The sequence below is a fragment of the Streptomyces muensis genome, assembly GCF_021474425.1.
GTDB classification, from domain to species: Bacteria; Actinomycetota; Actinomycetes; order Streptomycetales; family Streptomycetaceae; genus Streptomyces; species Streptomyces muensis.
Genome location: NZ_JAKEIP010000039.1, coordinates 1 through 18,939, shown reverse-complemented (window position 1 = coordinate 18,939; position 18,939 = coordinate 1). Strand labels below are relative to the sequence as shown.

Sequence of the window (18,939 nt, the reverse complement as noted above, 5' to 3'; positions counted from 1 at the left end):
CTGCGGAAGACGGCGAAGACGTTCCGGAGCCGCCGTCCCCTGCGCGGCGGCTCCGGAGCGTGGGTCGGGGCGGGTCAGGCGTGGACGGCCTTGCCGTTGAGGGCGGTGAGCGGACGGTCCGCCAGCCCCAGTTCGCCGGCCCGGTCGAGCAGTTGCTGGAGCTGCCCCGCGTCGGCGCCGCCGGTTCCCATCAGCTTCATCAGCAGCGCCGAGATGGTCAGGTTCTGCACGTCGGCCGTGGAGACCGAGCCGAGGACGCGGCTCAGGTCGTCGGTGAAGCTGGAGGTGCCCTCCAGCCAGGGTCCGGCCAGCGCCCGCGCGGTCTCGGAGTGCTGGACGAATCCGTCGACGCCCTTGCCGAGCGCGATCGAGGACACCAGCCGGTCGAGGAAGACCGAGTCGCCGCCGACGATGTCGATGTCGGCGTTCTCCAGCCCGGTCGCGAGCACCGTGGCCTGCGCCTCGGCGACCTGACGCTGTACGTCGAGCCCCGCGAGCCGGATGTCCTTCTCGGCCTCCAGACGCAGCCGGTACTCCTCGTGAGTGCGGGAGGCGTCGTCGAGGGCGGCCATCGCCGCCGCCTTCTCGGTCAGACCGGCCGCCTCGGCCTTCAGCTTCTCGCCGATGCCCTCGGCCTGGGCGAGGGCCCGCGCCCTGGTGCCCTCGGCCTCGGCCCGCATCCGGGCCTGCGTCGCCTCGGCCTCCGCACGGCCGGCCTTCTCGATGACGTCCGCCTCCTTGTCGCGGACCTGGACGGCGGCCAGCCCCTCGGCGGCGGCCTCGGCCTGGACGCCCTCGGCGAGGCGGAGCTTGGCGCGGGCGTCGAGGTCGGCCGTCTTCAACCGGGCCTCGGCCAGGGTCAGTTCCTCGGCCGCGCGGTGCGTGGCGGCCTGCTCGGCGGCCTCGGCGGCCTTGATGTCCTTGACCAGCTTCTCCTGCGCCTCCGCTTCGGCGGCGATGATCACGGCCTGCCGCTGCCGCTCCGCCTCCTCCACGGCACGCAGCTTCTTGATGGACTCCTCCTGCTCGGCGACCGTACGGTCCACGGCCACGCGCTCCCGGACGACCTCGGCGATCTCCCGCTTCTCGGCCTCGACCTCCTTCTCGGCGGCGATCTTCGTCAGCTGGGTCTCCCGCTCCCGGGCGATGACCTCGAGGAGCCGGTCCTTCTCGATGCGCTCGTTCTCCACGGCGATGACCCGCTCGCGGTTCTTCGCGGCGACGGCGACCTCGCGGGCCTGGTTCTCGCGCTGCACGCCGAGCTTCTCCTCGGTGGCCAGGAACGCGCCCTGGGCCCGCAGTCGCTCCTCCTCCACCACCCGCGCCGTCTCGGCCTCCTCCCGGGCCCGTACGGTCGCTATCTCCCGCTTCTGCTTGATCTCCGCGTCGGCCTGCCGGCGCTCCAGCTCCAGGATGGCCTCGCGGGCGTCGACGTTCTGCCGGGTGATCTCCTTCTCCTCGGTGCGCTGCGCCTCGTTGGTGCGCACGTGCTCCAGGGCCGTCAGTTCCGTGATCTTGCGGATGCCCTGGGCGTCGAGGACGTTGGCCGGGTCGAGCTGGGTCAGCGGCGTCTGCTCCAGGTAGTCGATCGCCGCGTCCTCCAGGTGGTAGCCGTTCAGGTCGACGCCGATGACCTCGATGATCCGGTACCGCAGCTCGTCGCGCTTGGTGTACAGGTCGGTGAAGTCCAGTTGCTTGCCGACGGTCTTCAGCGCCTCGGAGAACTTCGCGTGGAACAGCTCCTGCAACGTGTCCCGGTCACTGGCCCGTGCGGTGCCGACGGCCTGGGCGACCTTGATGACGTCCTCGACCGTCTTGTTGACCTTGACGAAGAACGTGATCCGGATGTCGGCGCGGATGTTGTCCCGGCAGATCAGTCCGTCCTTGCCGGTCCGCGTGATCTCGATGGCCTTCACCGAGATGTCCATCACCTCGGCCTTGTGCAGCACGGGCAGCACGACCTGCCCGGTGAAGGTCACGTCGACCTTGCGCAGCTTGGAGACGATCAGCGCCTTGCCCTGCTCCACCTTGCGGAACAGCCGGGAGACGAGCAGGGCGGCGAGCACGACGACGGCGATGAGCACGCCGACGCCCACAGTGATGGCATTCATGGCATACGTCCTTGAGGCGTGAGTGAGGCGAAGCGAGCGGAGATCGCGGCACGAAGGGGGAAGAGGGGGAGGGATGCGGGGCCGTGGCTCGGTGGCGCCGTGCGTCAGGCCGCGTGGTCCAACTGGTCCCGGTCCTCCCGGACCCGAACCCGGACCCCGTCCCGTGCCCGGCCGAGGTCGGGCAGGCCGGGTTCGTCGGGGAAGAGGCGGTGCAGGGGCCGTACGAAGAGGCGGGTGAGCTGCCATGCGGCGAGCAGTGCCAGGACGGGTGCGACCATGCGCAGCAGTCCGGTGGCGGGGCCCGGCGAGGTGAACGGGGCCAGGGCGAGAGTGCCGCCGACACTGAGGGACCAGGCGAGAACGGTCAGCGCGGAGACGGCGACCGTCACCGGTACGCCGCCCATGCCCCAGGCGCGCAGGTCCACGTCGGCGTCGAAGCTGCCGGCGGTGGCGAAGCCCGCGGCGACCAGGAACCAGAAGCACACCGTCACGACGAGGGCGGCGGTCAGCAGGATCGTGGGCAGGCCGGTGGCGACCGCCAGAAACGTCCGCATGGGCTGGTCCCCCTTTCCGCCCGCCGTGCTCGTCAGCCGTGTCGGGTGGCACATCGCCCGCTCCGGGTTGCGGTGCCGGACACCTGCCGGTGTCCGGCACCGCGATCCCCCGTAGTGCTCCCCGCACGCCATGGTGCACGGCAGGCGCACGCCCGCGCATTGCCGGTTTCCGGCAACGTTCATTAGGGTCTGCATGCCGGTGAGCCGCTAAGAAGGCGTCAGGGGCGCGTTAGGAATCGGGGGACGAGATGACGGAACGGGAGATTCCCGAGCAGTATCTGGACGGCTATACCCAGATACTGGCCGAGGTATCGGCCACGGGGCGGCGCCTGACCCGGGAGGAACTCGCCTCCCGCCGGAATCTCGGTGAGCTGGCCGCGGACGCCGGTTACGGACTGCGCGCCCTGGTCAGCGCCCACCTGGCCGCCGCCCGCGCGGCATGGCCGACCGCTCCCGGCTCGGCCGACAGCGCCCTGGCCGCCGTGCACCAGGTCGTGGACGCCTTCTCCGAGGGCTACGAACGCGCCCAGCGCAACGCCGTACGTCAGGAGGAGGCCGCTCGCCGGGAGTTCATCGACGACCTCCTCTACGGACGCAGCGACCTGGGCCGCCTCGCCGAACGCGCCGAACGCTTCGGCCTGCGCCTCTCACACGCCCACGCCGTGGCCGTCGCCGAGGGTCCCACCGCCTACGAGGACGGCGACAAGGTCCCCCAGCAGGTGGAACGCGCCCTCATCGCACGCTTCGGCGACCGCAGCGTCCTGCTCACCACCAAGGACGGCCGCCTGCTGTGCATCGCCCCCGGCCACCAGGAGGAGGTCCTCGCGCACTTCGCCAAGCAGGCCCACGCGGCCACGGAAGGCGGCCGGGTCGCCGTCGGCCGCGCACAGCCCGGACCCGGCGGGGTCGTCCACTCCTACGAAGAGGCCCTCAACGCCCTGGAACTGGCCGAACGACTGGAGTTGGAGGACCCGGTCCTGTACGCCGCCGACCTGCTCGTGTACCCGGTCCTCACCCGCGACCGGCAGGCCATGGCCGACCTGGTGCGCAACAGCCTCGGCCCGCTCACGACGGCCCGGGGTGGCGCGGAGCCCCTCCTGAAGACCCTCGCCGCCTACTTCGACGCGGGCTGCGTGGCCGCCGAGGCCGCCCGCCGTCTCTCGCTCAGCGTGCGCGCCCTGACCTACCGGCTGGAACGCATCCACAAGCTCACCGGCGCCGACCCCGCCGATCCGGCGCACCGTTACATGCTCCAGACCGCGGTGATCGGCGCCCGGCTGCTGGACTGGCCGGCCCAGGACCTCTGAAGACCGCACCGGCCACCGGGTCACGCCCGCCACGGGGTCACTCCCGCTACGGGGTCACCCGTTCCGGTGGCGGCACGGACAGCCGGTACGAGCGGACCGTGGCGACCACGCTCGCGGCGACCAGCGCGGCGGCCCAGCCGGACAGTCCGCGCAGCGCGCCCAGCGCGCCGGTGTGCTGATCGACACCGCGCGGGGGCAGCCGGCCTTCCGGGTCGTACACGACGGCGAGCGCGTCCCCGGGCCGGGTGGTCTGCTCGCAGCCGCGCCAGATGCGCACCCGGAGCGGCACACCGTTGCGGTCGGTCACCGCACACAAATAGCGGCCGGGCCCGCCGTCGGCCGTCCCGCCGCCGTGGACGGACGTCACGACCACGGACTCCACGCGCCCCCGTTCCGCCAGCACCACACCCGCCGCGGCCTGCGGCGCCTGCAGCGCGAGGCAGACGCCGAACACGGCGACGACGCCCACCAGTGCTCGCCCGGCCCCCATCAGCAGCAGGTACACGACGAGAGCGAGGGCGCACACCACACCGGCCTCGCCGTCCGCCAGCGCGGGCCGTCCCGTCCAGGCGCCGAACAGGGCCGCTCCGACGATCGAGGCGGCGCCGAGCACACCGGCGACGACGCCCTCGCCGACCAGCCACCACGGCGGCCGACCGACGAACTCCGCCGGGCCCCACACCGTGCTCCGCAGATGCGCCATGAGGTGCGGCTCCGCCGTGGCCGACGGGCGACGTCCTCGGCGCATGGCTGCCCTCCTTCTTCGCGCAATTCGCTTGCATTATGCAAGACGGTCAGCGCGCCGGGAGGAACACGGTCAGGCGGCCCCAGGCCGCCAGCGTGAGCGCCGCGCACGGCACCAGCCACCACGGCCGCAGCCAGCGGCGTGCCACCGCAAGGACGGTGACCGGTGCGGTGAGCACGGCGGAGGCGAGGGCGATGGTTCCGAAGAGGTGGATGTGGTCGTACGCCTGGTGGTCCCAGGGGCCGAGCGGGTTCGACAGGTAGGCGACGGTGGTGGCGGCCGCTGCCACGAGGAAGCCCGTGACCAGCAGGACCGCGCAGGCGGCGCCTTTCAGTCGCGAGGCCCGTGACCGCGCCGACGACCCGGTCATGACTCCAGCGCCCGCTTCGCGTCCTCGACGTGGTCGTCGAATCCGCGTCCGTACCGCTGGGCGTCGTCGCTGCGGTAGTAGGGCCCGCCGTTGTAGCGTGCCGCGAGTTCCTGCATCTGTGCTCTGGTCATCCGCTCCGGCGGTACGTCGGCGAACTCGCTCTCGGCCTTGAGCTGGGCGAGGTACTCCGAGGCGATGTAGATGTTCTGCCCAGGGTCCTTGGAGGCGTTGACGACCTCTTCGCGCTGGGCGTCGGTGAGGTTCTGCGGGTCGTAGCCGAGCACTTCGGCGGACCGGCGTACCTGGATGGCGATCGGGCCCATGGAGGTCTGGTCCGCTTCTCCGGTGCCGGGAAGGTGACGGCGTACGCCGTAGGCGGCCTCGTCGATCCAGGAAGGGTCGCCCTCGACCTCCATCCAGGCGATGCCCGCCACCATCTCGGGAGGCAGCCCGGAGCTGTGCGCGGCGTCGTTGATCAACGCCCTGTTGCCCGAGATGTACTCGCGGCGGCCGGCGTCGTCGTCGGACGGCAGATACAGGTAGTGGTCCTGCGCGCCCGGCAGACGCGCGAGCCTGTCCCGGATGCGCTGCAGCGACGGTGAGACCGGCGTGTCGCCCGACACCCCGGGGATCGAGTCGGCCTTCGTGCCGGTGCCGGGCAGCTGGGTGTTCGGGTCGCGGCCGGCCTCGCCCACCTCCCGGCGCAGCGCGTCCACCGCGCCGGCCAGCAGCGCCGGGTAGCCGCTGTCCCCGCCGCGGAAGTCCGGCAGGGACCGCAGGGCCGCCCGTATCTCGTGCACGCAGTCCTCCCGGGCCGCGGACTCCACGCGTTCGGCGTCGCCGTAGTGGCCCTTGGTGGCGTCGTAGTACTGCTGGGCCTCCTCGCGGATCGCGTCCACGTCGACGGTGAGTTCGGCGGCCCAGTCGAGGAAGCCGGTCGTGGCGCGCAGGTCCTCCCACTGCCGCAGCGGCTCGGCGGCGCGTGCCGTGGGAGTGATCGCCCGCGCCTCCCGGGACATCACCTCGACCAGCCGGTCCTCGGTGGTGCGCCCGCTCTCGAAGTGCCCTTTGGCCCGCTCGACGGCCGTGGCGTAGTCGTCCAACGCCTGCCGTACGCGTCTGAAGGCGGCCGCGAGATGCTCCGCCAGTTCGAGCGCCTCCTTCAGGCGCCTGGTGTAGCGCTCGCGGTGTTCGCTCTCCCACTCGACCTTGCCGGCCTTGCGGAAGTCGTCGTCGCACGAGGCCAGGAGGGTGTGCAGACGGCCGTACTCGGCCGCGGTCCGTTCGATCAGCTGTGGGTTCGACGCGTCGAGGAACTCCACGTCCGCACGGTAGGCCATGGCGCTCACCGGTCCTCGGGCGCGACGTAACGGCCGTTGTCGAGCAGGTCGTCCATCGCGCGCCGCGCGCTCGCGTCCGCCTGGACGTACGCGTTCCCGGTCGACCGCAGCCTGGTCGACAGCGCCGACAGCAACGCCACCAGGTCGCCGTACTGGTCCTGCGCGTAGCGGGCGAAGTCCTCGACCGCCTCGGCCACTTGGGGATGGGAGCGCGGCACGCGGCACTGCGTGGCGTTCTCGCCGTCCATGCGCCCGGCATACAGCAGTCCGGCCAGCTCGTTCAGCAGATGCGAACTGCCGTCGATGGACTCGGCACGCGCCGAGAACCCTCCAGGCCCTGTGCTCATCGTTTCCGCCGCCCCCGATGTCGACAATGATCGCGACCGTGAGCATGCCAGTTGCGGATGCAATCTGTCACGCCGTCACAGGTCGGTGCCCCCGCTGACGTCCAGATACTGACCGGTGATCCAGCGGGAGTCGTCGGAGGCGAGGAAGGCCACCACGTCCGCCACGTCGGAGGGTCTGCCGATCCGGCCGAAGACCGAGCGTGCGGCCAGGTCGGCCCGTGCCTCGGGCGTCGTCCTGCGCCGGGCGTTCATGTCCGTCTCGACGAACCCAGGCCCGACCGCGTTGACGGTGATGCCGCGAGGACCGAGTTCCTTCGCCAGCGCCAGGGTCATCGTGTCCAGCGCGCCCTTGGACATGGCGTACGCGAGCGACTCGGGAAAGGCGCGCCGCGAGGCGAGCGAGGAGACGTTGACGATACGGCCGCCGTCGCGCATCCGCGGCAGCGCGTTCTGCACGAGGAAGAACGGCGCCTTGGCGTTGACGGCGATCATGCGGTCGAAGACCTCGGGCACCGCCTGCCCCACCGGCCCCGAACCGCTCGCCCCCGCGTTGTTCACCAGGATGTCCAACGAGCCCTCGGCCCCCGCCGCCGCCTCGCCCCGCTCCTCGCGCAGCCCGGCGTCGAAGGCCTCGAAGACCGCGTCGGCGTCACCGGGCACCCCGAGCTCGGCCCCGAGCGCGAAGGCCCGCCCGCCGCCGCGCCGTATCTCCTTCACGACCTCCAGGGCGGCGGCCTCACTGCGCCCGTAGTGGACGCCGACCAGCGCCCCGTCACGGGCGAGCCGGGTGGCGATGCCCCGGCCGATGCCCCGGCCGGCCCCCGTGACCAGCGCGATCTTGCCCGCCAGTGCGCGTTCGTCGTTCACGAGACCCCCGAGTCCGTGGTGGAGCCGTCCAGGAACTGCCGGTACCACCCCGCGTGTTCGGCCAGCCCCGCCGCGAACCCGGCCCCGGGATCCACCCCCGCACCGGCCCAGAACCCGTCGTCCGCGAACCAGTGGTCCACGGCGAGCATGTCGAGGTGGTGCAGTGCGCGCGGCTGCCCGGCGAGCCGGGTCCGGGCCTCGGCGATGTCCGGCGGGGCGCCGGGCAGGTGCAGGTCGAGCAGGTCGGCCACCGTGTCGAGCAGCTCCGAAGTGCCCACCGGCTCGGGGTGGTTGACGTGGTGCACGCCCGACAGTTCCCGCTCCGACAGCCCGGCGGCGAGCACGGCACGTCCCAACGCCCGTACGTCGACGACGGAGTGCCGGGCGGGGCACCCCTTCAGGCGCGCCGACAGCAGTCCCAGCACGCCGGCCAGTCCGGGCACCACCCACCGGTCGCCGGCGCCGAGCACCAGGTGCGGGCGCAGCACGACCCCGCCCGCGTCCAGCACATGCCGCTCGGCGGCGGCACGGGAACGGCTGGTCGGTGAGGCGGGCGCGAGCGGCGGTCCGCCCGGGAGCGCTGCGGTGAAGGGTCCTCGTCCGTACACGGCGGCCGTACTCACGTACACGACGCGGGCCACTCCGGCGCGTGTCGCCTCCTCGACGAGGGCGCGGGTGCCATGGTCGTTGACGGCCTCGGTGAGGCGTGCGTCGGAGCCGATGTGGGAGGCGCAGTGCAGGACGACGTCGACGCCGTCGCAGACACCGCGCAGGGACGAGGGGTCGGTCAGGTCGGCGCGTACGACGTCCGGCGCCGGGGTGCCGGCGGGGCCGGGTCCCCGTGGCGGCCTCGCCGGATCGCGTAACACGAGCCGGACCGGGGGCGGTGTGTCGCCGCCCCGCGACTCCTGTACGGCCGCGACGACATGGCCGCCTATGAAGCCGCTGCCTCCGGTGACGAGGATGCGTGGTGACAAGGTGGGTCCTCCCTGTGGCCGGCCGGTCCGCGCGCCGTGATCAACAGTCGGTGACGGACCCGCCGCCGGTCAATCGGGCCCGGGCGCGCCGCACCCACCACCCCGGTTGTCGGACCCGTTCCGTAGAGTCGGTCCGGTCGGTGCCCCGGCCATGGAGAGGAACCCCCGTGCGGCTGCGCTGTGCTGTGCTCGACGACTTCCAGAACGTGGCGACGAAGGCCGCCGACTGGTCACCGCTCGCGGACGACGTGGAGGTCGTGCCCTTCACCACCCACTTCCCCGACGAGGACACCCTGGCCGCGGCCCTCGCCGACTTCGACATCGTGGTCACCCTGCGCGAACGCGTCCCCTTCCCCGCCTCCCTGATCGCCCGGCTCCCCCGGCTGAAGCTGCTCATCGCCTCCGGCATGCGCAACACGGTCATCGACTACGCCGCCGCCGAGGCGCACGGCGTCACGGTCTGCGGCACGGCCAGCACCTCCACCCCGCCCGTCGAACTCACCTGGGCGCTGCTGCTGGGCCTGGCCCGCGGGCTGGTCGAGGAGAGCAACGCCCTGCGCTCCGGCGGGCCCTGGCAGCAGACGGTCGGCGCCGACCTGCACGGGCGCCGCCTCGGACTGCTGGGCCTCGGCAAGATCGGCAGCCGTGTGGCCCGCGTCGGCCTCGCCTTCGGCATGCACGTCACGGCCTGGAGCCAGAACCTGACCAAGGAGTACGCCGACGAGGTGGGCGTCCACCTGGCCGCCTCCAAGGAGGACCTGCTCGCCGACAGCGACTTCGTCTCGATCCACCTCGCCCTCAGCGACCGCACCCGCGGCCTCCTCGGGCCCGCCGAGATCGCCCTGCTCAAGCCGACGGCGTATCTGGTCAACACCTCCCGCGCGGCGATCGTCGACCAGGACGCCCTGCTGAGCGCCCTGCACGAGGGCCGCATCGCCGGCGCCGGCGTGGACGTCTTCGACGTCGAGCCCCTCCCCGCCGACCACCCGATGCGCACGGCCCCCCGACTGCTCGCCACACCCCACCTGGGCTATGTCTCCCAGGCCAACTACGCGACGTACTACGGCCAGGCGGTCGAGGACATCCAGGCGTACCTGGCGGGTGCACCGGTACGACGGCTGCCCTAAGCGGCGGTCTCGGTCGGCCGTCGGTAGACGCCCTCGCTCCGGTGCAGATGGTGCAGGTCCACCAGATAGCGGCGGAGCGTCACATGGTCGATGTCGTCGCTGTCCTCGCACCAGGGGCGCAGCTTGTCGTTGACGGTGCGCTCCGGGTACTCGACGCCCGGCTCGAAGGTCTGCTCGGCGATGTGCCGCAGCACGAGCTTCTTACGGGTCCACCGCGCGGGCAGCCGGACCAGCCGGCCGTCCCGGACGAAGGTCCGCAGGACCAGGTCGGCGGCCTGCCGCTCCCCGGTCGCGCGGCTCCCGGCGTCCCCGGTGTCGCGCTCCCGCCGGGCCGCCGTTCGCGCGTACTCCTTGAACAGGCCGTACGCCACGCCCAGTTCCCCGTCGTCGCCGGTCGTCACCACGCCCTGCTCCCGCAGCCGCAGCAACGCCGTGGCCGTCTCCCGCGCGGGCAGCCCCGCCGCCCGGGCGACCTGCTCGGCGCTGCCCGCGCCCAGCGCCACCGCGGCGAAGGCACGTACCCGGCTCTCCTCGGAGAACAGTCGGACCAGTTGTTCCGTCGGATCGGTTGCCATGCCCCGAGGCTAAGGGGCGCGGGCCGCGGGGCTGAGCGATTTTTCGGCGGGGCCCGGTCTCACCCGTACCGGTGGATCTCTCACCCGTACCGATAGATCGCGGACATGTCCTCCAGCTCGTCCGGAGTGACGTCCCACGGTGGCAGCTTCTCGTGCCGGGCGACGATCCGGCCGTACTGGGCGCTGTTCCGGCCCGGCGGCTTCGCCGGCGCATAGCGGTGTTTGCGGTGCCGCCGCTGCCAGCGCTGCCACTGCATGTCCATGAAGGCGTGGACCAGCCAGAAGACGGGGTCGTTGACGGACGCGCCGCCGAGCATGGCGCCGCCGACCCAGCGATGGACCCGGTTGTGGTTGCGCCAGGGGTTGTTGCTGCTGCCCCACCCCTCCATCTTGTTGCGGAAGCCCTTGGTCACCGTGGAGTCCCACGGGGAGACGTCGTAGACGGGGTCCTTCAGCGCCCAGTTCAGATCGTCCCGGGTGGGCAGGTCGATCGGCCGGCGCGAGCGGCCCAGGTCCCGGGTGAGGAACTCGACGTTGGTGATCCTCGCCCGCAGGGTCCAGTTGCCCGTCGCGTAGGCGAACGGCCCGCTCATCACCTGCCGGTCCACGGGCCGCCCGTTGCCGCCGAGCAGATCGTCGGTCCACGGGACCGAGGTGGTCGAACGGTTCCGGGTCCAGTCCCAGTACGGCACCGTCACCGAGTCGTCGACCCGGCGCAGGGCGTTCTCCAGGTCCAGCACGAACCGCCGGTGCCAGGGCAGGAAGGAGGGCGTCATGTGGGCGGCGCGCAGGCCGCGGTCGCCGTCCCCGCGGAAGTGCGCGATGTGCAGCCGTACGAACTCGTCGTACTCGCCGCTGCGTTTGACCTCCAGCAGCGCCTCGACGAACCGCCGCCGTTCGGTGCGCGTCAGCTTGCTGACGTTCTTACGCACGTACACCATGCTGCGCCTCCCCGTGCGGCCCGTGCGGGTGCCCGCCGTCGAACGGCCCGGGGGCCAGGTCACGCAGCCGCCGCAGCGGACCGAGCTCGTCGACGGCCGCGCGGGTCGCCTCCAGCGGGGTCCGGTACCAGCTGTAGTGGTCGACCATGCTCAGCCAGGTGCCGTCGGCACGGCGCATCAGATGCAGCGGCCGACCGTCCACGGTGACCTGCCACTCGGCTCCGAGGGCGGAGAGGCCCTGGAGGGGAAGAGGCGCGCCCTGGATGCGGCGGCCGCGGTAGGTCTCGTCGAAGGGGGTGCCGGTGTCCGGCTGCACGTCCGCCGGCCGTGCGGGCCGGGAGGCGGTGACGACCGGGGCGAGCGCGACGGCCGCGGAGGCGAACAGCACCCGCGCCACCTCCCGCCGTGTCCGCCTCTCCGGCTCGCTCCGCGCCGGGGCGTCCGCCCCCTGCACCGCACCCACCGACACTCCGTCTGCGCTGACGGCCATCGCTCACTCCTCGTACGGTTCGGCTGTTCGTACGAGTAACCGTGCGGGGTGCTCCACGGTCACCGCCGTAGCGCCCATACGGTGCAATGGTCAGCTGGTCCAGAAGTCCCACCAGCGGGTCAGGATCAGCATGCCGACGATCCCGATGTGCAGTACCGGAAGCACCCAGGTGAACTCCGAAAAGAAGGTCTTCAAGGGGTCCGGGGCGGGCAGGAAGCCGTGGCGTACGACGAAGGACGTCACGTACCAGAACAGCGGGATCGTGGCGAGCCAGGCCAGGCAGCACCACAGGCACAGGGCGTCGATCCGGTACAGGGACTCGAACTGGAGCCAGGAGACGAACCCGATACCGAAGAGGCATCCGGCCGCGAAGGTCAGCCAGTACCAGCGCGGAAACGCGGCCCCGGCCAGCAGACTGACGCCGACACAGATGACGATGCCGTAGGCCACCAGACCCAGCATCGGGTTGGGGAACCCGAAGGCCTCGGCCTGGTCGCTCTCCATCACGCTGCCGCAGGACACCACGGGGTTGAGGCTGCACCCCGGGGTGAAGTCCGGGTCCTCCAGCAGCTTGAACTTGTCGAGGGTGATGACCCAGGAGGCCACCAGTCCGGCCGCCCCGCAGACCACCAGCAGCAGGGCGAACGCCCGGCTGCCGCCGACGGTTGGGCGCATCGTCCGTGCGGAGTCGCTCGAGTCAGGGGCCACCGCGCGACCTTATCGACGGCCCGCGGGACTTCCCGGCGTACGCTCCCCCGTCCGGCCGACATCACGGCGGGCATCCGCCCGATCGGGGGACCGATACGGGGACCTGTACGGGGGTCGGGTGCGGTCAGCGGTAGACGCGGAGGTGGTCGACCTCGAAGGTGATCGGCGCCGGGCCGCAGGGGGCCGGGTGGTACTCGCCCGCGCTCAGCGACAGGTTCAGGATCAGATACGCCGACCAGTCGGGGCCGACGCCGGTGCCGTCGGAGAAGACGTGCTCGCCGTTGACGTACCAGTCGACGCAGTGCGTGCCGTAGCTGGTGCCGATGGTGACCCAGCGGTCCGGGCCGATCGTGTCGGCGTCGGTGTGGTAGGTCGCGGCGTCGCGGACGTGGTTGGACAGCTCCAGCAGATGCGGGTTGTCCGGGTGGTACTCGAAGGAGTCGACCTCGTTGCCGCCGTCCTTCCAGGTCCACAGCGCCGGCCAGGCTCCGGTGCCGGAGGGCAGCCGGACGCCGGTCTCGACGTGGTCCCCGGTCCGCACCTGGAAGCCCTCGGCGGAGTACTCGGTGGTGAGCAGGCCGGTGTGCCAGGCCGACAGGCCGTTCTCCAGGGTGCGGCCGGCCGGAACGGCGGTGAAGGTGGCCACTCCGTCCGAGACGGTGACACAGCCGGGGTCGAGCCAGTCCAGTTTGTTGTCGTCCGGGTTGTGGTCGCGGTAGCGGTAGGCGCTCGACCGGTCGCCGACCCATCGGGCGCCCCAGTCGATCGGGGCGTCGAACTCCTCCGACCAGACGAGCGACCTGCCACGGGGCGCGCATCGGGCGGACGTGTCGCTGGAGGTGGTCATGGCGGCGAGGGTAGGCCGCGGGACGTCCTGGGCCGGGCGGCTCGACGAAGACGCGGCCGATAATTCCGAAATTCATCTTTCAGGTCGCGCAAGCGGCCCAACCGGGCCGGGCGCACATACGATCAATTGATTCGCCGACCAGCTGCCAATCCCCCGGAATCATGCTGCCCAATACATTCTTCACTCCAGCCACTTTCATGCGTATGGACTAACGCGTCGCTTTTGCAGCGCCCTTGGACTGCTATGTTCTCCAACCGTCGGATCAGAGGTACTTTCAAGCGAGGTGAATCATGAAGAAGGCAGTTTTCACCACTGCGGCGTTGGCCATCGGTGCGGGTCTTGTGGGTGGCTCCGCCGCCGCGGCGGTCGCCGCCGGAGGTTCGGGTGTTTCCACCAGTCCGATCGGCGGGCTCATGTCCCCGACCAAGGTGACGCCGGCGGTCGTGCCCGCGGCCGACGTCGTGACGCGGCTGGCCCAGGACGGCGGTGTCGCCAAGGGCAGCGCGTTCGACAAGCGCAAGTCGGGCGGCATGTCCGGTGTCTACCTGGACGGCATGGACCCGAACGCCGCGAAGCGGCCCACCATTCCGGTGAAGAACCCGGCCGGAAGCGGCGAGGTCCAGATCCACCCGCTGCACGCGCCGACGGCCACCGGCCTCGGCACCCTGCTTCCCAACAAGTGACGACCCGGCAAACCTTTGAGTCAGCCGTACCGGCGTATGCCGGCCCCGGAATTCTGAGACTCTGATCCGGTTCTCGACAGCAACGGCGGGCCCGAACCCACTGACCCCCGTGCATCATCCGTCCGGCCCACCGGCCCTCGCCCGCCGGTGGGCCGGACGCATGTCGGCGGCGTTCCGGCCGCTCTATTCGACCCGTCGCACCTGCGGATTTCGCTCGTTGCGCCATCCGAAGGAATCTGGCCGCGTTTGATTGTTCGCGCCGTGACTTATGCATGCATATACGGGTTTCCTTTTCGTAAGCGTGCGCAACCGTGAATTCAGGAAGGAACCGAGTTGAGCAAGAAGTTCGCGGTCATCACGGCCCTCGCCCTCAGCACCGTCGTCGGCACCGCCGGCCTTGCCTCCGCCGGCGAGTACGACGGCAACGGCAAGACCACCACCGTCAAGGGCGGTACCGGTTTCTCGTCGGCCCCCGTCGTCGTGAACGCGCCCCAGCAGGGCGTTCTCATCGTCAACGGCACCCTCGTCGACGGTCGCTGCCTCGCTCCGTGGTCCAACGGAGCCGTTCTCGCCGGCACCGTGGCACCGAACTCGCGCTACGCCGCCTGCAACACGGCCAAGATCGACCAGGCGCAGAACGCCGCATCGGCGAGTGGCCTGCTGATGTGACCTCTGCTGCGAACTGTTCGCAGCAGTACGTGAATTACCCAACGCAGCCCCGAAAGGCGCAACTCATGCGTAAGAAGGTTACGGCCATCTCCGCGCTCGCGGCAGGCATCGCCCTCGCGACCGGCGGCACCGCTGCGGCCGACTCCGACACCACCACGGTCAAGGGTGGCAGCGACTTCTCGTCGGCCCCGGTCGTCGTCAACGAACCCCAGCAGGGCATCGCCATCGTGAACGGCACGGTCGTCGACCTCCGCTGTGCCGTGCCGTGGTCCAACGGAGCCGTTCTGGCCGGCACCGTGGCACCGAACTCGCGCTACGCCGCCTGCAACACGGCCAAGATCGACCAGGCGCAGAACGCCGCGTCGGCGGCTGGCCTGCTGATGTGACTCCTGCTCCGAGGAATTCGGAGCAGGTAAACCCCGAACGCAGTCCGGAAAGGCTCAACTCATGCGTAAGAAGGTTACGGCCATCTCCGCCATCGCCGCGGGCATCGTCCTCGCGACCGGTGGCACCGCCGCGGCCGACGGTGACACCACCACGGTCAAGGGCGGTAGCGACTTCTCGTCGGCCCCGGTCGTCGTCAACGAACCCCAGCAGGGCATCGCCGTGGTCAACGGCGCTCTCCTCGACGCGCGTTGCCTCGCCCCGTGGTCCAACGGCGCCGTCCTCGGTGGCACCGCCGCGCCGCGCTCGCGCTACGCCGCCTGCAACACGGAGAAGATCGACCAGGCGCAGAACGCCCCGTCGGCGGCTGGCCTGCTGATGTGACCAGTGCTTCACCCGATGGCGGTCCGCCGGTTTTCCGGTGGACCGCCATCGGTGTTCGTGCGCCTCACGACGACATGTGAGGCGCACACAAAGGCCGTGGGCCCTGTCTGCGTCAGCGTCAGACAGGGCCCACGGTCAAGAGCGCCGGCAAGGAGGAAAGAGCGCCCATTCAGTGGGTTCAACTGAGCTTTTCCCCCGCGGTCACCCAGAATCCGCCGTTCGGCCCAACCTGAATACCAAAGGGCAATCGCACTCCCGCGTACATGCCCGCTACATGCCGAAGGGCCGGCTCCGAGTGACACGGAGCCGGCCCTGGTCATCGAGCCGAAGGCCAACGGCGCGACAGAAAGGAACGAAGGGGTCCCGCCGGAGCGGCTACTTGATCGGCAGTCCGCCGAGCAGGCGCCCGTCGACGGGGTTCGGCAGGGTGCCGCCGAGGACGGGGGTCTTCACCATGCCCTGCGACTGCACGCCCTTCTTCACCTTGTCCGCGGTGCTCTTCACGTTGTTCCCCACGTAGCCCGTCGGCACCTTGGCGGCCGAGGGGAGGCTGCGGGCGACCGTCTTGCCGTTCTCGACGAGGCCCGACGAGGGCATGTCCACCGCGGCGGCACAGGGCACGGCGGCACCGGCGATGGCGAGGGAGCCGGCGACGACGGCAGCAGCCTTGAGGTTCTTCATCATGTTCCTTTCCAGGAAATACACGGTCTCGGTTCTCCCGGGCTAACGAGAGGGGAACCCCCGGGAAACCCCCGTGGCGCCAAATGGGTGGTCCCGTGAATGAAACAACTCCGAAAACACCACCGTTCCGCCACACTTGACCGCTTCTCAGATAAGTATGGATAAGTGTCTTTATTCGAAAGGGCAGCCTCGGCCATGCGCATTGCGCCGCATATCCTGCATGTCGCTCAGCCCGTCGAGGGCGGAGTCGCGCGGGTCGTGACGGATCTGGTGGCGGCGCAACTCGCCGTGGGACTGCGGGTGTCCGTGGCCTGTCCGCGGGGCGGCACGCTGACCGACGACCTGCGGGCGCTGGGCTGCGCGGTGGTCCGCTGGGACGCGACCCGCGCTCCGGGGCACCGACTCCCGGGCGAGGTACGGCAGTTGGCGCGGGTGGTGCGCGGGGTGCGGCCCGACCTGGTGCACGCGCACAGCGCCAAGGCGGGGCTCGCGGCCCGGCTCGCGGTGCGCGGGAGCCTGCCGACCGTGTTCCAGCCGCACGCCTGGTCGTTCGAGGCCGCCGACGGGATCGTCGCTCGACTGGCGCTGGGCTGGGAGCGGTTCGGGGCCCGGTGGGCGACGCGGGTGCTGTGTGTGAGCGAGGCCGAGCGGCACACCGGAGTGCGGTCCGGCATCGACGCCCCATGGCGTGTGGTGCGCAACGGGGTCGACACCGTCCGGTTCCGGCCGGAGGGCGAGCGCGCGCGCCGCGGGGCGGGTCCGCTCGTCGTGTGCGTGGGCCGGCTGTGCCGGCAGAAGGGGCAGGACGTGCTGCTGGCGGCCTGGCCCGAGGTGGCGCGTCAAGTGCCGGGCGCGCGGCTGGTGTTGGTCGGTGACGGTCCGGACGCGGACGGGCTGCGGGCGGGTGCGCCCGGGTCGGTGGAGTTCGCCGGCGCGGTGGCCGACACCGCGCGCTGGTACCGGGCCGCGGACGTGGTGGTGCTGCCGTCCCGCTGGGAGGGCATGGCGCTCGCCCCGCTGGAGGCCATGGCGTGCGGCCGGCCGGTCGTCGTCACGGACGTGGACGGGGCGGGCGAGAGCCTTCCACCCGGCCGTCCGCCGAACTGTCTGGTGCCGCCGGAGGATCCCGGGGCGCTGGCCCGGGCGCTGACGGCACTGCTGCTCGACGAGCCGCTGCGCGCGGCGCTGGGCGCTCGGGCCCGGGCGCATGTGCTCGCCGGTCACGACCTGCGGCACACCACGGACGCGGTGACCGACGTCTACCGCGAGTTGCTCGGCCCCGCCACCACGCGGGCCGTCGAAACGAACGGGGGCAGGGAGTGCGTCACCACATGACCGCGGAGAGCACCGTCGCCTCGCCCGGGCAGCAGCGGACGGCGCAGGACGCCGTCGCCGTCGTCGACCCGCGCGGCCGGGCCGCCGGGCGACGGGCGGCCTCCCGGCGCGGACCGCGTCGTCCGCGGCAGATCTCCCGGGTGCCGCTGTGGCTGGTCGACGGCGGCAGCGCGCTGACGGCCGCCGTGCTGGTCCTGCCGGCACCGCACCGTCTCTCGCCGGTCGTCGTGGTGCTCGTTCTCGTAGTGATCGGGATGAACCGCCGGGCCACGCCGTACGACACCTTCGTCGTCCCCGGCGTACTCGACCAACTCCCCGCCGTCTGCGGCCGGATCGCCGTCGGCTGGGCGGTGGTCGTGACGCTCTCCCCGCTGCGCTCGCTGCCGCCGGCCGTGCTGGTCGCCGCGGTCACCGTGCACTGTCTCGCGGCCTGTGCGGGCCGTGAGGCGGTGCACGGGCTACGGCGCCGGGCGCTGCGGCGGCGGCCCTGTCCGGCCCTGGTGGTCGGCCCGGTCGCGGTGGCCCGGCTGGTCGCGGCCGCGCTGCTGCGCCAACCGGGCTGCGGTGTAAGGCCGGTGGGGCTGCTCGCCGACGATCCGGACGTCCTCGGCGACGCCGCCGACGAGCCCGGGCTGCCGGTGCTCACCACGGCGCAGGACGCGCGGCGGGCGGTGATCCAGAACGGGGTGGAGACGGTGCTCGTGGTGGGGGCCGCCACCCGGACGGAGAAGGCCGCCGTGCTGCGGGGGCTGGCCGCGTACGGCTGTGTGCTGTGGGAGCTGGACGCGGACCCGCCGTCGTACGGCCTCGGTGGGCGCTGTCGGCGGGCGGGGCATCTGGCCGGGTTCTCGCGCAGGTTGCTGGGGCCGGGGGGCGGACGGCGGGGCGGGAGCGTGGGCAAGCGGGTGCTGGACTTGGTGCTGTCGGGTCTGCTGTTGGTGCTGGCCGGGCCGGTGCTGCTGGTGTGCGCGGCCGTGCTGCGGGTCGTGGACGGGCCCGGCGTGGTGTTCCGGCAGGAGCGGATCGGCAAGGACGGACGGCCGTTCACGATGCTGAAGCTGCGCACCCACCGGCCGGCCAGCGCGCACGAGGCGGCGACCCGCTGGAGCGTGGCCAACGAGCAGGACATGAGCCCGTTCTGCCATTTCCTGCGGCGCACCTCGCTGGACGAGCTGCTCCAGCTGTGGAACGTCTTCCGCGGCGACATGAGCCTGGTCGGTCCGCGGCCCGAACGGCCGTATTTCGTCGCCAAGTTCAGCCAGGCCCATCCGGGCTATCCGGCCCGCCACCGGATGCCGGCCGGGATCACCGGGCTCGCGCAGATCCACGGACTGCGCGGTGACACCTCGATCGAGGACCGGTGCCGTTACGACAACGCCTACATCGACAACTGGTCGCTGTGGCAGGACATCTGCATCCTGCTGCGCACGGCGGCCCAGTTCGTCCGGCCGACAGGGAGCTGAGCACCGGTGAGCACGTCCCCCACGGCCCCTCCCC

Annotated in this window: 22 protein-coding genes; 8 read left to right on the top strand and 14 right to left on the bottom strand. The window is 71.6% G+C overall.

Annotated elements, in window-relative coordinates:
• Nucleotides 1-74 precede the first annotated feature (74 nt).
• On the bottom strand, nucleotides 75-2,111 hold the full coding sequence (locus L0P92_RS13230) for a flotillin family protein (RefSeq protein ID WP_234762778.1): 2,037 nt from the start codon (nucleotides 2,109-2,111) through the stop codon (nucleotides 75-77).
• 104 nt (nucleotides 2,112-2,215) lie between these two features.
• Entirely contained in the window at nucleotides 2,216-2,665 is a 450-nt protein-coding gene (locus L0P92_RS13225) for a hypothetical protein (protein ID WP_234762777.1), read from the bottom strand.
• Nucleotides 2,666-2,913: 248 nt separating this feature from the next.
• On the opposite strand from L0P92_RS13225, the gene L0P92_RS13220 reads away from it, so the two are divergent.
• Complete coding sequence (locus L0P92_RS13220; protein WP_234762776.1) at nucleotides 2,914-3,972, top strand: PucR family transcriptional regulator; 1,059 nt, start codon at nucleotides 2,914-2,916, stop codon at nucleotides 3,970-3,972.
• A 46-nt stretch (nucleotides 3,973-4,018) separates the two neighbouring features.
• Here L0P92_RS13220 and L0P92_RS13215 read toward each other — a convergent pair whose 3' ends face one another.
• From L0P92_RS13215 to L0P92_RS13190, 6 genes are all read right to left on the bottom strand, one after another.
• Nucleotides 4,019-4,720: a hypothetical protein gene (locus L0P92_RS13215; RefSeq protein WP_234762775.1), complete on the bottom strand. Its 702-nt coding sequence runs from the start codon at nucleotides 4,718-4,720 to the stop codon at nucleotides 4,019-4,021.
• Nucleotides 4,721-4,766: 46 nt separating this feature from the next.
• The gene (locus L0P92_RS13210; RefSeq protein WP_234762774.1) at nucleotides 4,767-5,087 is read right to left on the bottom strand and encodes a hypothetical protein; all 321 of its coding nucleotides are present in this window, start codon (nucleotides 5,085-5,087) and stop codon (nucleotides 4,767-4,769) included.
• Nucleotides 5,084-6,427, bottom strand: a complete 1,344-nt coding sequence (locus tag L0P92_RS13205; protein ID WP_234762773.1) for a hypothetical protein — start codon at nucleotides 6,425-6,427, stop codon at nucleotides 5,084-5,086. Before L0P92_RS13205 ends, L0P92_RS13210 begins: the two co-directional genes overlap by 4 nt.
• A 5-nt stretch (nucleotides 6,428-6,432) precedes the next feature.
• Nucleotides 6,433-6,774: a hypothetical protein gene (locus L0P92_RS13200; RefSeq protein ID WP_234762772.1), complete on the bottom strand. Its 342-nt coding sequence runs from the start codon at nucleotides 6,772-6,774 to the stop codon at nucleotides 6,433-6,435.
• 75 nt (nucleotides 6,775-6,849) lie between these two features.
• Nucleotides 6,850-7,641: an SDR family oxidoreductase gene (locus L0P92_RS13195; protein WP_234762771.1), complete on the bottom strand. Its 792-nt coding sequence runs from the start codon at nucleotides 7,639-7,641 to the stop codon at nucleotides 6,850-6,852.
• Nucleotides 7,638-8,618 carry an NAD-dependent epimerase/dehydratase family protein gene (locus tag L0P92_RS13190; protein ID WP_234762770.1) on the bottom strand — a complete coding sequence of 327 codons (981 nt, stop codon included), beginning with the start codon at nucleotides 8,616-8,618 and terminating at the stop codon, nucleotides 7,638-7,640. Before L0P92_RS13190 ends, L0P92_RS13195 begins: the two co-directional genes overlap by 4 nt.
• Before the next feature lie 167 nt (nucleotides 8,619-8,785).
• On the opposite strand from L0P92_RS13190, the gene L0P92_RS13185 reads away from it, so the two are divergent.
• Entirely contained in the window at nucleotides 8,786-9,745 is a 960-nt protein-coding gene (locus tag L0P92_RS13185) for a D-2-hydroxyacid dehydrogenase family protein (RefSeq protein WP_234762769.1), read from the top strand.
• Here L0P92_RS13185 and L0P92_RS13180 read toward each other — a convergent pair.
• From L0P92_RS13180 to L0P92_RS13160, 5 genes are all read right to left on the bottom strand, one after another.
• Nucleotides 9,742-10,320: a DUF2087 domain-containing protein gene (locus L0P92_RS13180; protein ID WP_234762768.1), complete on the bottom strand. Its 579-nt coding sequence runs from the start codon at nucleotides 10,318-10,320 to the stop codon at nucleotides 9,742-9,744. The two genes, L0P92_RS13185 and L0P92_RS13180, sit on opposite strands and share 4 nt — an antisense overlap.
• 80 nt (nucleotides 10,321-10,400) lie before the next feature.
• Nucleotides 10,401-11,261 (bottom strand): tyrosinase family protein, encoded by an 861-nt coding sequence (locus L0P92_RS13175; protein WP_234762767.1) that lies wholly within the window; start codon nucleotides 11,259-11,261, stop codon nucleotides 10,401-10,403.
• Nucleotides 11,245-11,751, bottom strand: a complete 507-nt coding sequence (locus L0P92_RS13170; RefSeq protein ID WP_234762766.1) for a tyrosinase family oxidase copper chaperone — start codon at nucleotides 11,749-11,751, stop codon at nucleotides 11,245-11,247. Before L0P92_RS13170 ends, L0P92_RS13175 begins: the two co-directional genes overlap by 17 nt.
• Nucleotides 11,752-11,841: 90 nt before the next feature.
• Entirely contained in the window at nucleotides 11,842-12,426 is a 585-nt protein-coding gene (locus L0P92_RS13165) for a vitamin K epoxide reductase family protein (protein WP_234762809.1), read from the bottom strand.
• A gap of 157 nt (nucleotides 12,427-12,583) precedes the next feature.
• Nucleotides 12,584-13,306 carry a glycoside hydrolase family 16 protein gene (locus tag L0P92_RS13160; protein WP_234762765.1) on the bottom strand — a complete coding sequence of 241 codons (723 nt, stop codon included), beginning with the start codon at nucleotides 13,304-13,306 and terminating at the stop codon, nucleotides 12,584-12,586.
• 290 nt (nucleotides 13,307-13,596) lie between these two features.
• On the opposite strand from L0P92_RS13160, the gene L0P92_RS13155 reads away from it, so the two are divergent.
• The 4 genes from L0P92_RS13155 (at nucleotide 13,597) to L0P92_RS13140 (ending at nucleotide 15,426) form a co-directional block, all read left to right on the top strand.
• Nucleotides 13,597-13,989: a hypothetical protein gene (locus tag L0P92_RS13155; protein WP_234762764.1), complete on the top strand. Its 393-nt coding sequence runs from the start codon at nucleotides 13,597-13,599 to the stop codon at nucleotides 13,987-13,989.
• Between the two features lie 333 nt (nucleotides 13,990-14,322).
• Nucleotides 14,323-14,658, top strand: a complete 336-nt coding sequence (locus tag L0P92_RS13150; protein WP_234762763.1) for a hypothetical protein — start codon at nucleotides 14,323-14,325, stop codon at nucleotides 14,656-14,658.
• A 65-nt stretch (nucleotides 14,659-14,723) separates the two neighbouring features.
• Nucleotides 14,724-15,044, top strand: a complete 321-nt coding sequence (locus L0P92_RS13145) for a hypothetical protein (protein WP_234762762.1) — start codon at nucleotides 14,724-14,726, stop codon at nucleotides 15,042-15,044.
• Between the two features lie 61 nt (nucleotides 15,045-15,105).
• Complete coding sequence (locus tag L0P92_RS13140; RefSeq protein ID WP_234762761.1) at nucleotides 15,106-15,426, top strand: hypothetical protein; 321 nt, start codon at nucleotides 15,106-15,108, stop codon at nucleotides 15,424-15,426.
• Nucleotides 15,427-15,801: 375 nt separating this feature from the next.
• Here L0P92_RS13140 and L0P92_RS13135 read toward each other — a convergent pair whose 3' ends face one another.
• Nucleotides 15,802-16,107 carry a hypothetical protein gene (locus L0P92_RS13135; RefSeq protein ID WP_234762808.1) on the bottom strand — a complete coding sequence of 102 codons (306 nt, stop codon included), beginning with the start codon at nucleotides 16,105-16,107 and terminating at the stop codon, nucleotides 15,802-15,804.
• A 195-nt stretch (nucleotides 16,108-16,302) separates the two neighbouring features.
• Here L0P92_RS13135 and L0P92_RS13130 point away from each other — a divergent pair, with 195 nt between their 5' ends.
• Both L0P92_RS13130 and L0P92_RS13125 read left to right on the top strand, forming a co-directional pair.
• Nucleotides 16,303-17,442 carry a glycosyltransferase gene (locus L0P92_RS13130; RefSeq protein WP_234762760.1) on the top strand — a complete coding sequence of 380 codons (1,140 nt, stop codon included), beginning with the start codon at nucleotides 16,303-16,305 and terminating at the stop codon, nucleotides 17,440-17,442.
• The gene (locus L0P92_RS13125) at nucleotides 17,439-18,905 is read left to right on the top strand and encodes an exopolysaccharide biosynthesis polyprenyl glycosylphosphotransferase (RefSeq protein ID WP_234762759.1); all 1,467 of its coding nucleotides are present in this window, start codon (nucleotides 17,439-17,441) and stop codon (nucleotides 18,903-18,905) included. The genes L0P92_RS13130 and L0P92_RS13125 overlap by 4 nt, the downstream gene beginning before the upstream one ends.
• The last annotated feature ends 34 nt before the right edge of the window (nucleotides 18,906-18,939 follow it).

Excerpts from the sequence above, each read along its gene's own strand:
- L0P92_RS13170 (WP_234762766.1), bottom strand. The coding sequence starts at position 11,751 with ATGGCCGTCAGCGCAGACGGAGTGTCGGTGGGTGCGGTGCAGGGGGCG.
- L0P92_RS13155 (WP_234762764.1), top strand. The coding sequence starts at position 13,597 with ATGAAGAAGGCAGTTTTCACCACTGCGGCGTTGGCCATCGGTGCGGGT.
- L0P92_RS13225 (WP_234762777.1), bottom strand. The coding sequence starts at position 2,665 with ATGCGGACGTTTCTGGCGGTCGCCACCGGCCTGCCCACGATCCTGCTG.
- L0P92_RS13135 (WP_234762808.1), bottom strand. The coding sequence starts at position 16,107 with ATGAAGAACCTCAAGGCTGCTGCCGTCGTCGCCGGCTCCCTCGCCATC.
- L0P92_RS13230 (WP_234762778.1), bottom strand. The coding sequence starts at position 2,111 with ATGAATGCCATCACTGTGGGCGTCGGCGTGCTCATCGCCGTCGTCGTG.
- L0P92_RS13165 (WP_234762809.1), bottom strand. The coding sequence starts at position 12,426 with ATGCGCCCAACCGTCGGCGGCAGCCGGGCGTTCGCCCTGCTGCTGGTG.
- L0P92_RS13140 (WP_234762761.1), top strand. The coding sequence starts at position 15,106 with ATGCGTAAGAAGGTTACGGCCATCTCCGCCATCGCCGCGGGCATCGTC.
- L0P92_RS13215 (WP_234762775.1), bottom strand. The coding sequence starts at position 4,720 with ATGCGCCGAGGACGTCGCCCGTCGGCCACGGCGGAGCCGCACCTCATG.
- L0P92_RS13220 (WP_234762776.1), top strand. The coding sequence starts at position 2,914 with ATGACGGAACGGGAGATTCCCGAGCAGTATCTGGACGGCTATACCCAG.
- L0P92_RS13180 (WP_234762768.1), bottom strand. The coding sequence starts at position 10,320 with ATGGCAACCGATCCGACGGAACAACTGGTCCGACTGTTCTCCGAGGAG.
- L0P92_RS13145 (WP_234762762.1), top strand. The coding sequence starts at position 14,724 with ATGCGTAAGAAGGTTACGGCCATCTCCGCGCTCGCGGCAGGCATCGCC.
- L0P92_RS13210 (WP_234762774.1), bottom strand. The coding sequence starts at position 5,087 with ATGACCGGGTCGTCGGCGCGGTCACGGGCCTCGCGACTGAAAGGCGCC.
- L0P92_RS13160 (WP_234762765.1), bottom strand. The coding sequence starts at position 13,306 with ATGACCACCTCCAGCGACACGTCCGCCCGATGCGCGCCCCGTGGCAGG.
- L0P92_RS13205 (WP_234762773.1), bottom strand. The coding sequence starts at position 6,427 with ATGGCCTACCGTGCGGACGTGGAGTTCCTCGACGCGTCGAACCCACAG.
- L0P92_RS13200 (WP_234762772.1), bottom strand. The coding sequence starts at position 6,774 with ATGAGCACAGGGCCTGGAGGGTTCTCGGCGCGTGCCGAGTCCATCGAC.
- L0P92_RS13130 (WP_234762760.1), top strand. The coding sequence starts at position 16,303 with ATGCGCATTGCGCCGCATATCCTGCATGTCGCTCAGCCCGTCGAGGGC.
- L0P92_RS13175 (WP_234762767.1), bottom strand. The coding sequence starts at position 11,261 with ATGGTGTACGTGCGTAAGAACGTCAGCAAGCTGACGCGCACCGAACGG.
- L0P92_RS13125 (WP_234762759.1), top strand. The coding sequence starts at position 17,439 with ATGACCGCGGAGAGCACCGTCGCCTCGCCCGGGCAGCAGCGGACGGCG.